We start from the raw sequence: 13,625 nt of genomic DNA on the forward strand, positions 1-13,625 counted from the left end.
ATGGGGATCATGCGGCATTGGTGGCACAATAAGTCAGCTATCAGAAGATGGAGAACAAGCATTTTTTGGGCGCTATTTTTATCTTTCCTTACAGTATTGATTTCTCCTGTGGTCTTTGGTTCATTTCTTTATACGCGTATGAGCAGCGGTATGGTGGAAAATGTAAATCGTTCCAATGCGGCGATGTTGGAGCAAGTTAAACAAGTCGTTGATCTTAAAATTCGGGAACTCAATCAGGATATTGTTCAACTCTCCTATAATCCTAAGCTTGACTGGCTGTTGCGCAATGGGGACAGCGCGAAATCTGCAAAAGATTTGTATAAATTTATTGAATACATCAATGAGTTAAACCGCTATCGCCAGGTTAATGGCACGTTAGGAAATTTCTTCATCTACTTGGCCAATACCAATATGGTGTTGACGCCAAAAGCGAAAACGGTTGCAGAGGACTACTTCAAGCTGAGTCAAGTTTATCAGGGAATGGAATTTGCTGAGATTAAAGAAACGATGTTAACAGGATACCATAATCGGACATTTCTTCCTTCCGTCACGATCTCTAACCAAACCGGTGCCGAAAATCGCTATATTCCACTCATTCAATCGCTGCCGATGGGTGAAGTTGAGGACATAAAAGGGTCTCTCGTCCTGCTGATTGACGAGCAGCACTTTAATGAATTAATGAAACAGATCGAGTCGGCAAGCGATTCGATCATTTATATAGTGGATGAGAATAATCAACTGATTATGACAACAAATGAGTCAACTAAACCTATCGATCAGGTTCTATCGCGTATTTCCTCAGGATTCCAAACGTTTGAAGATGAGAATGACGGGGTAATGCTTCTGACTTACACTTCATCGAGCGAAAATGGATGGAAATATATAGCGGTTACTCCGAAAGATAAACTGATGTCTAAAGTGAATGAAATGAAAGTGATAGCTTTTGCGATCCTGCTCGTTTATTTGATTGTTGGAGTGGCTGCATGTTTTTCCCTGACGCAAAGATATTATCGTCCACTCAGGGAGGTGGTAACGTCCATTATGTCAGGCAAACACAAGGAGCCAAATAGAATTGTAAATGAACTTGATTTTATTAAGAATACAATTAAAAACTCATTTGAAGAAGAAGAGAAAATGCGAACCGCCTTGCACTTGCAGGCACCCGTTATTAAAGCCAACTATCTCATTCGCTTAATTAAGGGCCAGATGGATGTAGAAGAGGAAGCAAGGAGGAAACTCGAAAGCTTGGGTATTTGTTTCACTTCGGAAGCTTTCCGTATTATTCTGATAGACATTGGGGATTCCGACGATCATTTAGATGGAAGTCGAGTGGGTGACTCTACTTTAATTCCGTTTATCATCACGAATATTGGCTCGGAAATTTTGGGGGACAGAGGGTACATCGTAGAATTAGACAGCAACCAATTGGCAGTGCTCATTAATTCTGACACACAACAGGAGCGGCAGTGTTCCGAGACAGAGAACTTCATAGCGGAGTTGAGAGGGATCGTCGAGAGAAGATTTAATATCAAAATGACAACGGCGATAAGCAATTTTCACCTGGGAATGGACATGATAGGCCATTGCTATAGAGAAGCACGAATTGCTATGGATTATAAGATGATCCGGGGAGAGGGCACGAATATTGCATTTGAGGAGATCAAGGATCTGGATCGAGGTCATTACCATTATCCGCATGAGTTGGAAACCCAACTGTTGAATTTGGCCAAAAGTGGTGACTTTAACGCTGTAAAAAAACAGCTGGAAGATCTATTTGAGCTCAACTTTCTCACAAGGAGCGTTTCTCCGGAGATGGGGAAATGTTTTATATTTGATTTGCTTGGCACGATCCTTAAGTTACAAAACACATTGCATTTAAGCGGCAAGGTTCTATTTGCGGAGGGAGAAGCTCCCATTAAATTGATTATGAGTTGTAATTCGACTACGGAAATGCTTGAACGGATGAAAGAATTGTTTCACCTGGTTTGCAGTTATTTTAATGAAGAGAAAGTAGATCATAGTGACAGGCTATACAACAGAATTAAACAGTTTATTGATGCAAATTATAAAGAAAGTTCATTAACTGTCATCGTTATCGCCGATCATGTACGTATTACACCACAATATTTATCCAATTTTTTTAGAAAACATAGTGGACAGACCATATCGGACTATATCTCTCGTTTGAGAATCGAACGGTCAAAGGAAATGCTCGCCGATCGATCGCTTACCATCTCCATGATCGCGCAGAAGCTTGGATATTCTTACGATATTGGATTAATTCGAACGTTTAAAAAAATCGAAGGGATTACTCCTGGAAAATACAGAGAATTGATAGATGAAAATTGAAGCTGGAGCGCCGAGTTTATTCAGATAGAATGAGCTCGGCTTTGTTGTTGCAAAATTGTTATTCCATATCTTATCTAATGATAGTTAATATTATGTATTGTCCATAGAAAGATAGTCGTCATTTCTTTATTATTAGGGACAGTCGAGAGACTGCTAACGATAAAAAGGGAGGTTTATGGAAGTTGAAAATGATTAGAAAAATGGCTGAAAAACGGATTGTCGCCAGTTGTCTGATTTTCGCTCTATGCAGTAGTGTAGTGGCGGGCTGTAGCGGCACGAATGGAAATGGCAATGCAAGCACTGGGGAGAACAAGGGGAATTCGCCTGAAGCCAGTCAAGCGACAGTAAACGGCGAGAGCGGATACCCGGAGTCCCTCACCTATTGGGCAGGCTTGAATACGAACGTTGCGGCAACGATGACAACGTATAATGACATTGCGGCATACAAGGAATTGGAAAAAGCGACGGGAACTAAGGTCAAGTTTCAGCATGTATCTGCGGATCAAGTAGCGGATCAGTTAAATCTGCTATTAGCTTCCGGCAAGCTTCCAGATGTCATCGAGGCCGACTGGGTTAGTGTCCCCAAAGGGCCGGATAATGCAATCAAGGAAAAGCGAATCATTCGTCTAAATGAATTAATTGAAGAACATGCACCGAATCTGTCTAAAGTGTTACAAGATAATCCTGAATTCAGAAAAATGGTTACGTCGGATGATGGGAATATATATGTATTCCCTTACATCAACGGCGACAAATACTTGTTGACTTACATCGGTCCAGGGATTCGACAAGATTGGTTAGATAAACTTCATTTGCAGATGCCGACTACAATCAACGAATGGGAAGAAGTGCTTACTGCATTTCGTGATCAGGATCCTAACGGCAATAATAAGAAAGACGAGATTCCCTTTTTTCTAGATAATTGGTTTATTTCTTTTTCTGGTGCATTTGTAGGCGCATGGGGAATTACAACTGGATTTTATCAAGAAAATGGAAAGGTCAAATATGGACCGATTCAACCCCAGTTTAAAGAATATCTGGAAACGATGAGCAGATGGTACAAAGAGGGCTTGATTGATAGGGAGTATGCGGCGGCTGACTATAACGTGACGAACTCAAGGGTAATCAACGACCAGGTCGGATCGTTAATGATCGGCGGCAACCAGGCTGGTAAATTTGATACGAATCCACCTAATGGGAGCTTTAGTTTGGCAGGGGCGACATACCCTTCGTTAAACGCAGGAGAAAAGGCTGAAATTGGTCAAAGGGATGCATTCTTCTCAGGAATCGGAGCGGCGATTACGACCAGTGCCAAAAACCCTGAACAAATAGTAAAGTGGTTGGATTACAAGTATAGCGAAGCAGGACATATGCTGTTCAACTTTGGGATTGAAGGAGAAAGCTACACGTTAGTAGACAACTATCCGACTTATACAGATGTCATCATGAAGAGCCCTGATGGTTTACCGATCGGACAGGCTATGGCGAAGTATGTTCTGGCCAGTTTCTCCGGTCCGTTTGTTAAAGATCGCCGTTATTATGAACAATATGCAGGTTCACCGGAGCAGAAGGCAGCCATTAGTACGTGGACGCAGCCTTCAAACGAGAAGTTAATGCCGCCGGTTACATTAACTGCAGATGACGGTTCGAAATTCGCTTCCATTATGAACGATGTAAGCACCTATTATACAGAAATGATTGATAAATTTATTATGGGCGCTGAACCGATCGATCAGTTTGATGACTTTATCGAGACGATTACCAGGATGGGGATTGAAGAGGCTGTCGAACTGCAACAGGCTGCATTGGATCGGTATAACAAACGTTAATGTAATCTCTTTGTTATTATTCGTGTTCAGGCCTATCCCTGAACACGACTATTTTTTTAGCGGCATCATTGAGATCCAGGGGGTGTGAGAATGGCAGTAATAAATAAACGAAATACGAACATGACTAACGGCAATCTGATGCAACGGATTTTCAGAGATTTCAGAATCAATAAATATATATATCTGATGTTACTACCCGTCGTTTCTTATTACCTCCTATTTTATTATGTACCGATGTATGGTGTGCAAATTGCCTTTAAAGATTTTTCGCCACTTCAGGGAATAACCAATAGCGACTGGGTCGGATTTAAGTATTTTATTGAATTTTTTGACAGCTATTATTTTTGGCGGGTCACTCGTAATACGGTTTTGCTGAGTCTATACAATCTGCTTCTGGCATTTCCAGCGGGTATTATTTTAGCTTTATTACTTAACTTGATTCAGAATCAGGTTTTCAAACGTACCGTTCAATCCATTACTTATGTACCTCACTTTATTTCGCTCGTAGTCGTTGTAGGCATGATGGTTGATTTTCTATCAAGGGATGGTTTGATCAATCAAATTTTGTCTTTCGTATTTGGAATTGAACCGATTTCTTTTTTCCTTGAGCCGGGATGGTTCCGGACGTTGTTTATTAGCTCGGGTATTTGGCAAAATGTTGGATGGAACTCCATTATATTTATAGCGGCGATAGCCAGTATCGATCCAACATTATATGAGGCAGGAAAAATGGATGGCGCCGGAAGATGGCGGCAGTTGCTCCATATTACATTACCCGGAATAATGCCTATCATTACAATCTTGTTAATTTTGGAAGTTGGCATGCTGATGGCTGTTAGCGATGAGAAAATCTTATTAATGTACAAACCTTCTACGTATGAGACGGCAGATGTAATCGGCACTTATGTATACCGTAAAGGTGTTTTGGGAGCGGATTTCGGTTACAGCGCAGCTGTCGGTCTGTTTAACTCAGTTATCAATTTTGTTCTGCTCGTCATAGCCAATCAAACAAGCAAGAAGTATACGGGAAATCGATTATGGTGAGGTGAGGCTTACATGCTGATGAAAAGATCTGCTGGCGAACGTATATTTGATATCGGCAACATGATGTTCATGATCGTTTTGTCCATCGTATCCTTATATCCATTATTATATGTATTGTTTGCTTCTTTAAGTGATCCCGACCTGATGATGCGACACAGGGGACTTCTGTTATTCCCCCAAGGATTTTCATTATCTTCTTATGTACATGTATTTGATAATCCAATGATTCGTATTGGATACATGAATACAATGTTTTATGTGATCCTGGGTACTTTATTGAACATAGTGATGACTGCCTTGGGAGCGTATGCCCTATCGAGAAAAGGCGTGTTGTGGAGAAACCCGATTATGTTCTTGATTGTATTTACAATGTTTTTTCAGGGAGGACTTATCCCTTCCTATCTTCTTATCGGGAATATTGGCTTGATGGATACGCGTTGGGCATTGATATTACCCGCGGCGATGAGTGCTTACAATCTAATTATTATGCGAACATCCTTTCAGTCGATCCCTGTCAGTCTTGAGGAAGCAGCACGAATAGATGGCGCGAATGATTTCGTTATCTTGTATAAGGTAATCCTTCCCTTATCTCTTCCTGTTATTGCGGTCATGTTATTGTTTTATGGAGTAGGACACTGGAACTCCTGGTTTAGCGCTCTTGTTTATTTACGAACGAGGGAATTGTTTCCCCTCCAGCTGTTGCTTCGCGAAATTTTAATCACCAATGATACCAGGGCGATGATGACCAAGATCGCCGGTGATAAGGCTTCCATTGGGATGACGATTAAATACGCGACCATTATCGTGTCTACTTTGCCGATTCTTTTTATCTATCCGTTTTTACAAAAATATTTTAATAAGGGTGTATTAATCGGTGCGCTTAAGGAGTAGCTAAGCATCAGTCAGTATATTGACCGTCCGGTTCTTCCTGGGAGTGGTGACACCCGTACCGCCCCACCGCGTCAGCCAGTCGCGAGCAATAATCTTCGAAGGCGGATCAGTTAAGAGCCAAGGAACTGCAATCGGAAATCAATCGCATGCGCAAGGAATGGGAATCATAGAATACCGCCACATTCGCACATTATTTCCCCTTAAGCGACCGAAACTCTTCATCCCTTATAATCGATTGAAGACCTACGCTATGCTGTGAATCCATTTCTGAAGAGCCCGGTGCGGGAAAGCCGCAAGCCGGGTTCTGTGGGGGTTCGGGCCACCAGTTGGGTGGTCCTACTACCCGGAGACGGGGGCTAGACGCCCCCTCTTACTTGATTCCGGCAATGTAAAATAAGAAAATTTTCATGCGGTTAGTCTACAATTTCCCAAAGTCCTTATTATGCTAAGACCACGGCATCTGCTATTGCGGCATTAATACACTGACGAGTCTGAAGCAGCCAGTCCAAACTTTTTGGATATTGATCGAAAGCAAGCTTTTCCTGCAAACCCTGCTCTAACAACGTCATTGTTTGCTCTCTGCCCACAAGCTTCTCCAGCAATTGAAGCGCGCGCATATCCTGCAATCCTTCATAGAACACTTCCCAACGCAAGGAGTCCAGCGGACCGTCAGCGCCCGGATACACAACAAAGGCATCACCGGAAGGGAAACCGCAATCGGCATCCGTCACGCGGAACGGATCAATCGCTTTAAGGGAATGCTGGCTGTACCAGAAGTTAAAGCCCCAATGCAGGAAACCTTTTACATTAAATTTGTACATTTGTGCACCGATAATTCGGTTACGATAAGATGGCATGCCGAAGAAACGATTGGCTACGTCGATATATTGTCCGCAGCAATAGTACGTCCATAGCGGCTCCACTTGATTCTCAATAAACGGCTCGATATGATTAGTCGCCGGAATAGGCACATCTACCAATCCATGTTGGTAAAAATCATAGTCGGACAAAGCATCAAGGAAAGCAAAATTACCCAAGTGCTTCTTCAGCATTTCGCTGGCTTGGCGGTAAGGCTCCAAATGTTCTTTATGCGGCTCATCCGAAATATGAAAGTACACTTGCTTCTCGATACCGCGCTTTTCAATAAACGCAACAAGTTCCTGTAAAAATTGATCAAGGAACGCGCAATAGGCTTCTCCGCCAGCATCCGTATCCCATCCGAAAATGCGCTGTTCCTCTCCATCCACTTCCGCGATAATTTTAGGAGCATGCTTCGCCCCCCACTGGGTGAACAAATGTGAGAACTCGTAATAGAGAATGCCGACTCTCTCACACATCGCAATCCAGCGCTCAAGCTTCTCAAAATTGAACTCATACGTATGTTCTGCGACTTGCTTCACGCCAATCAATTGAATTGTCGGACGTTCTCCTCCAATTGCCGTATCAAGCGGCGGTGTAAATAGCGGGGTAAGTAACAAGTTCACACCATGTCTGGCAGCATTGCTCGCATATTTCTCGATAAGCTCCCAATGCTCCTCGCCGAGCATCTCTACCTTATATTGTGTTGCTATGCAATCCGTATGGAACCATTCTGTATGAATCAGTTGCTGTGGCGGCAGCTCAGCCGGAAGAACTTCCAGTGTAAACTGTTCTTCTCCCAAGTGAGTACCCTCGCTGCTTGCAAAGGCAAGTGTGATAGCAAAAGATTTCTTGTCTTGCGCTGCATCCACCGCTGCGATAGACGGCAACGCAACCGTTACCCAAATCGAACGCCATTGATGCGGAAGTGCATGCACACCTTGCTCGACAGGATACAAAATATCCGGATACAGACCGGGAGTTGTGCGTGTATAATCATCATCTGTTTGCGCGAAAGTCGGCATATCCGACGGTGCCAAGCCTACCGACCGCAAAGTGATGTAAGGCTTCATTTCGGATTTGACAGATACTTCAAGAAACCTTGACAAGGTGCCACTGCGATAAGCTACTTGAAAGGAGTATACTTCATTCCACAAAGCTGTTCCGCTATTGATCTCTGTATCAAGTAGATCCGAGTCTGCAAACACTTTACTCAGAGAACTTAGACAGCGTGTCTCGAATACTGGTGAAATATTGGTCACGATATGACCTCCTCTAGCTATGATGGTTTCATCATATCAATAGACCTTATTGTTCGCAATCTAAGAATATTGAATAAACTATAACAATAATGACCTTAATTTCAGAAAAAATTTGCGGTATACTCAAATAGAGAAAGATTGCAGAAAGGCAGGGTTTAACCATGGAACAAGGCGCGTTTGCATTCAGATATACAGAAGCTCTCCCTTACTTGCTGCTCGATTCTATTGGTTGGCAATCTACTGATTCACCCTATTACGGCAATAATGGGCATACCCGCACCGACAATGGTCATGTTATTTTTCAATATACCTTGAGTGGGGAAGGCAGGCTTGAATTGGATGGCCAGACATACAGACTCACGCCTGGAAAAGCTTTTATCGTAAAAATTCCGAGTGATCACCGCTATTACTATCCGGTGGATACAGGGGAACCGTGGGAGTTTATATGGCTGAATGCCAAAGGTGAAGATGCGTTTCGCATGTGGGACCGCATTATCGAACATGGAGGTGAAGTTATTGCCTTGCGCGAACGCAGCTTGTCATTGTCCAGTTTCTGGGACATGTATAAAGCTGTATCCGAAGAAAAACTTTCTGATTGTGCAGAGCTGTCCGTTATGTTATACCGCTTCATGCTCTCCTTATTTACTCCCGATGCAGGCTTGAATACACAGGCAGAGAATTCTTCTATAGTAGAAAAAGCCAAACATTATATCAAAGAAAACCTTACCACTCCGGTCACTTTGGAGGATATTGCGGCATATTGCGGGGTATCAGGCGCCTATTTATGCCGCTTGTTCCAACGGAACAAACTTTCTTCGCCGCTGGAATATTTGCGTCGGCGCCGAATTGAAGCTGCTGTCACCATGCTACGTACAACAGAAATGAGCGCACAGGATATTGGCAAACAATGTGGCTTCGAAAGTCCCAGCTACTTCAGTAAAATCTTCAAAGCTTATCTCGGCTTCTCCCCCCGCGCATATCGCGTGCAAAGAGTGAATTATCCATTTGATACGATTTATTTGGACTGATTATCAGATGTATCGCTTGTTCACTCCAACAGGCAACTTATAGTATATTAGAAATGAAGCGAATCGAAAGAGCGTTAGTTTCATAGGGGGAAGCAGTATATAGATGCCTAAAAATTTATCATACAAACAGAAACTGCTTGTTTTTTCGCTCTTGATAGGTATTTTTCCTGTGCTTATTTTGGGTGGTGTATCGCTCAAACTTTTTGCTAGCTTCATGCAGGAAGAAGTTGATTTGCATCAGCAGAGCATTTTAAAGCATTTTCAAACTCAGCTTGATTCATACATAACCCGTCTTGATCATATGTCGGTTTCACTTGCTACCAATGCGCTCATTCTCAAAGGTGCTGAAGAGGGAGTTTCGGCTGATTCGATAAATACTTCCGTGCAATTTATTAACGAAATTCAAAATATGGTTACCAATACGGATATCCCGATCAACATAACCGTTATCCTGAACAGGCATAATGCAGTTTATTCTCATCTTACCGGCATAATGAGGCAAATTGAATATCCGAATAGTGAAATTCTCAAACTGCGATGGACGGGCAGCAACACCTTTTACAAAATTCCGCCCTTTACCTATCAAAACCAAAGCGATCTGTTAATTGTGCGCCCTATTCCAATCAATTCCCCGTCTCCGAATGGAATTCTGGTGCTTCATCTAAATATGGCTCGTCTCGTTGAAATGGTTGAGCAGACGTTGCCTGCCGCCAGTCGCGGACTGCTCGTTTTCGACGATCAGGGTGGTCTTATCGCCAGCGGCGGGGGCTGGGAGAGGACGGATGACGGAGTTGATTTGAAGGAAGCCATCATGCCTCTTTTTGCCGGAATGAAACAATTGCCTGACCGCATTGAGGAGAAAGGGAAAACATATTTACTGACATCTATCCAATCAATAGCTAACGGTTGGACATATGTGGCGGTAACTTCCGCGCAAGAGTTGTCGGCCAAATCGAATCAAATTGAAAAAGTGTCGTTGGCGCTTATACTGGGCATCTGTTTAGTATGGGGTGCCGTTGCTGTATGGGGTACCAGAACATTGTTTAATCCGTTGCAGAGACTGGTCGCCAAATTTACCGGGCAAGACGAGAGACATCACAAGCATGACATCATTACGACTCTTGACCGGACTATGCAGGATATGAAACATGTAAATGAGCGGCTGATGTTGCAGATCAATGAGCAGACGCCTATTCTGAAGGAGCACGCATTGCTCAGTTTGATGCGAGGAGTGCTTTCTAGCGATAGTGATGCGAAGCACAACTGGCGAACCCATGTGGAATCACTGCAAGGAGACTGGTTCTGTGTTGGTATCGTAGAAATTGATCAAATGCTGGAATTAAAGCAGCAGTATAAAGAGAATGATTTATGGCTGATTATGTATGCTCTCCGGAAGATGGTAGAAGAGATCGGCGAAGCCTATCGCCCCGTGCTTGGTATTTCAACCAAACCTGGCCAGATTGCTTTTTTGGTGGGACTAGATGAGCCGGGAGAAGAAGCAGACAAGCTTACTAGACAGTTTGCCAAAAATATTGGCGAGCAGGTCAAAAAGTTTTTCTCCTACTCCGTATCCGTTGCTTTAGCAGAACCGAGACATGGATATGAAAACATTCATGTTTCCTATCGAGAGGCTCATTCTTTTATGATCTATCGACTGACGATGGGGCCGGATGCCTTGTTGCTGCCGGAGCAGATTCGAACAACGATGAATCATTCCCTTCGCGAACTGACCAAAATTGAACGAATGATTGTATCCAGCATGGTACAAGGCGCTTACGATCAAGCAAGCGCTGGCGTTGGAGAGTTGGTTCGGGAAGCGATGCAGTCGCTCCATAGTTTGGAATCGATGGCGGGATTGCTTGTTCATTTGATTGGCGAGATCGAGACGGCATTTCAGGATAATGGAGTAGAGCTCGCAGAGATCGTCGATTCTGATGCGATAATGCAAATTTATGGATTGGATCGATCCGAGCAGCTAATGGTTTGGATGGATGAACGAATAATTGAACCAATCAGGCTGCATGTGGAACAACTTCAGGTTCCAAAGCGCAGAAAAACAGTTCAATCCGCGCTGGCGATTATCCAGGAACAACTTGAAAGCGATTTATCCTTGCAGCAAATCGCGGATGATTTGCAAGTTTCCCGACCTACACTCAGCAAGTGGTTTAAGGAAGAAACAGAGGAAGATTTCCGCGAGTATCTTATCCGCATCAGGATGGAGAAAGCGAAGGAATGGCTGCAGCATTCGGAGATGTCGATCAAAGAAATCTCTGAGCGCTTGCGTTACACGTCTGTTCCGAATTTCTCCAGAATCTTTAAGCAGTCTACGGGCATGACACCGGGCGCTTGTCGCAACTTGCTTCGTGGAGAGAGCGATTAATCGAATCGAAAAGAATTATGTTGAATATAGGAAAGATAGGGGGCTGTCTAATAGTCAGTAGATACTGACTTTGACCGCCCTCTTTTTGTTGTTTCTGCCCGATTATCTTTTTGTTCAGCAGCTTATCTTTTCGTTCCCAAAGGACTTACCAAGTGATAATTGCAGTGTGTTGCGCTGCATGCCATGCTGATTCTGTCGGCAGATCGATTCGGCCGGAAATGATATTTACAATTATGCGGAAGGGGTATTGAATCAATGAAGAAAAAGACTTTGATGAAAAGCATGGTCGCGGTAGTGTTGTTATTGTCCGGCATACTGAGCGCATGCGGAAAGACAGCGGAGCAACCGCCGATAAGTGCAAGTAAGGAACCGAATGCAAGTGCAAGCTCGAAGCCTGCCGAGGAGGTTAATCAGGAAGTCAAAAAAGAAAAAATAGAGTTGAATTGGTTTGTAAGCGCTCCGGCTAATACGTCATTACCGGACGCGAGCAAAGATTTCGTCCTTCAGATGATACAGGACAAGTTTAATGTTGATTTGAAATTGACGTATATGGTTGCCGGAGGCGACTACAATACGAAACTGAACACTTTGCTGGCATCGACACCGCCCGATATGTGGGTAGACAGAAATGCGGATGGCGGTATCAAATACGCGATTGACGGTTTGCTTGCAGATTTAACGCCGTTCCTTTCTCCAGAGACGATGCCGAATTATTTCAAGTATTGGATGACGGAAGAACTATTAGGTCGTTACCAAGTTCAAGGAGCGTTTTATCGCGCGCCGATTCCTTATGCCAAGCAAAGCTACCGGATTTTTTACATCCGTCAGGACTGGCTGGATAACTTGAAATTGAAAATGCCGACAACGTATGAGGAATATATAGAGGTACTGAAGGCATTCACATTCAATGATCCGGATCAAAATGGCAAGCCGGATACTTATGGATTCTCCACTTCGGGCGGAGGAGCGAATCTCGGCTGGGATTGGCCGGAGCTTGCGAAAAATGGTGTGAAATTCCCGTCTTACTTCGAGGATGGCAAGTGGGTTGACGGAACGATGAGCGAAAATATGACAGCGGTTTTGGATGATGTGACCAAGTTGATCGATATGAAGGTTGTCGATCCGGACTGGTATTTGAACAAATCTCCGCAGCATATCGAGAAAGCGATTCAAGGAAAGGTTGGCGTTGTAATGGGTCAAACGATAGATTTCGCGTTTGATAATGCACCGACCAGCATTCAATATCGGACGAAGCAAATTCATCCGCAAGCGGAATGGCGTCCATTCACGATGGTTGGAGATACACCGCTGGCCAATCAGTCTGCTCCGAGCGCTCCGTTTTTGTTCCCTAAAACGGTAGCAGAGAAAAATCCGGAGAAAGTAAAACGTACCATTGAAATTCTTGACTGGCTGGCATCAGAGGAAGGTTATTTGCTTACGCACTTCGGACAAGAAGGTAAGCATTATAAGATGGAAGGCAGAACAGTTACGCTGAACAAGGAAGCTTATCAGAATGATATTTTGAATCAAGGTAACTTCTTGCAAATATGGTCTTTCTTCACGCAGCCTATCGTACAGCCTGAAGTATATGGCTTAACTGTGATTGATCCGAACGAGACTGATCGTGACCGTGAAATTGTTAAATTTTTGCTGAAGCAGCCGCTTAATCCTTATATAGGAGCTCCATTGTTGCCGCCGCAAGACTTTGATATTTCCGCTTTCCGTAAGAGACAGAACGAGTTGTTCTCTAAGGCGATCTTTGATGATAAGTCAGGTAAGAACTGGATGGCGTACCGCGAAGAATTGCTTACAAAGTACAGAGCGCAGGAGTTGCTTGACAAATATACAGAAGATCTGCGGGCAGCAGGCGCACTGAAATAATAAACAAAAGCAAGGCGAAACGGCTACGCCGTCATTTGGCGGCGGGGTGCGTTTCGTTCCGAGAAATATAGAGAAAGTGCAGCAAAATTATATACTTTCCTAT

At 43.6% G+C, this 13,625-nt stretch carries 8 protein-coding genes; 7 read left to right on the forward strand and 1 reads right to left on the reverse strand.

The window, feature by feature from the left end; genetic code table 11:
- The 4 genes from B1748_RS25225 (at nucleotide 1) to B1748_RS25240 (ending at nucleotide 6,113) form a co-directional block, all read left to right on the forward strand.
- Complete coding sequence (locus B1748_RS25225) at nucleotides 1–2,349, forward strand: helix-turn-helix domain-containing protein (RefSeq protein WP_087570709.1); 2,349 nt, start codon at nucleotides 1–3, stop codon at nucleotides 2,347–2,349.
- 188 nt (nucleotides 2,350–2,537) lie between these two features.
- Nucleotides 2,538–4,178, forward strand: a complete 1,641-nt coding sequence (locus tag B1748_RS25230) for an extracellular solute-binding protein (RefSeq protein WP_256975928.1) — start codon at nucleotides 2,538–2,540, stop codon at nucleotides 4,176–4,178.
- A gap of 90 nt (nucleotides 4,179–4,268) precedes the next feature.
- Nucleotides 4,269–5,222, forward strand: coding sequence for an ABC transporter permease (locus B1748_RS25235; RefSeq protein WP_087570710.1), 954 nt, complete (start codon nucleotides 4,269–4,271; stop codon nucleotides 5,220–5,222).
- A gap of 12 nt (nucleotides 5,223–5,234) precedes the next feature.
- Nucleotides 5,235–6,113 carry a carbohydrate ABC transporter permease gene (locus tag B1748_RS25240; protein ID WP_087570711.1) on the forward strand — a complete coding sequence of 293 codons (879 nt, stop codon included), beginning with the start codon at nucleotides 5,235–5,237 and terminating at the stop codon, nucleotides 6,111–6,113.
- A 440-nt stretch (nucleotides 6,114–6,553) separates the two neighbouring features.
- Here B1748_RS25240 and B1748_RS25245 read toward each other — a convergent pair whose 3' ends face one another.
- Nucleotides 6,554–8,233 carry a DUF4091 domain-containing protein gene (locus tag B1748_RS25245; protein WP_087570712.1) on the reverse strand — a complete coding sequence of 560 codons (1,680 nt, stop codon included), beginning with the start codon at nucleotides 8,231–8,233 and terminating at the stop codon, nucleotides 6,554–6,556.
- Between the two features lie 161 nt (nucleotides 8,234–8,394).
- On the opposite strand from B1748_RS25245, the gene B1748_RS25250 reads away from it, so the two are divergent.
- From B1748_RS25250 to B1748_RS25260, 3 genes are all read left to right on the forward strand, one after another.
- Nucleotides 8,395–9,261, forward strand: a complete 867-nt coding sequence (locus B1748_RS25250) for an AraC family transcriptional regulator (RefSeq protein WP_087570713.1) — start codon at nucleotides 8,395–8,397, stop codon at nucleotides 9,259–9,261.
- A gap of 103 nt (nucleotides 9,262–9,364) precedes the next feature.
- Complete coding sequence (locus B1748_RS25255) at nucleotides 9,365–11,641, forward strand: helix-turn-helix domain-containing protein (protein WP_087570714.1); 2,277 nt, start codon at nucleotides 9,365–9,367, stop codon at nucleotides 11,639–11,641.
- Nucleotides 11,642–11,896: 255 nt separating this feature from the next.
- Nucleotides 11,897–13,522: a type 2 periplasmic-binding domain-containing protein gene (locus B1748_RS25260; RefSeq protein WP_087570715.1), complete on the forward strand. Its 1,626-nt coding sequence runs from the start codon at nucleotides 11,897–11,899 to the stop codon at nucleotides 13,520–13,522.
- The last annotated feature ends 103 nt before the right edge of the window (nucleotides 13,523–13,625 follow it).

The organism is Paenibacillus sp. MY03 (assembly GCF_002165585.1).
GTDB classification, from domain to species: domain Bacteria; phylum Bacillota; class Bacilli; order Paenibacillales; family Paenibacillaceae; genus Pristimantibacillus; species Pristimantibacillus agaridevorans.

Excerpts from the sequence above, each read along its gene's own strand:
- B1748_RS25225 (WP_087570709.1), top strand. The coding sequence starts at position 1 with ATGGGGATCATGCGGCATTGGTGGCACAATAAGTCAGCTATCAGAAGA.
- B1748_RS25230 (WP_256975928.1), top strand. The coding sequence starts at position 2,538 with ATGATTAGAAAAATGGCTGAAAAACGGATTGTCGCCAGTTGTCTGATT.
- B1748_RS25235 (WP_087570710.1), top strand. The coding sequence starts at position 4,269 with ATGGCAGTAATAAATAAACGAAATACGAACATGACTAACGGCAATCTG.
- B1748_RS25240 (WP_087570711.1), top strand. The coding sequence starts at position 5,235 with ATGCTGATGAAAAGATCTGCTGGCGAACGTATATTTGATATCGGCAAC.
- B1748_RS25250 (WP_087570713.1), top strand. The coding sequence starts at position 8,395 with ATGGAACAAGGCGCGTTTGCATTCAGATATACAGAAGCTCTCCCTTAC.
- B1748_RS25255 (WP_087570714.1), top strand. The coding sequence starts at position 9,365 with ATGCCTAAAAATTTATCATACAAACAGAAACTGCTTGTTTTTTCGCTC.
- B1748_RS25260 (WP_087570715.1), top strand. The coding sequence starts at position 11,897 with ATGAAGAAAAAGACTTTGATGAAAAGCATGGTCGCGGTAGTGTTGTTA.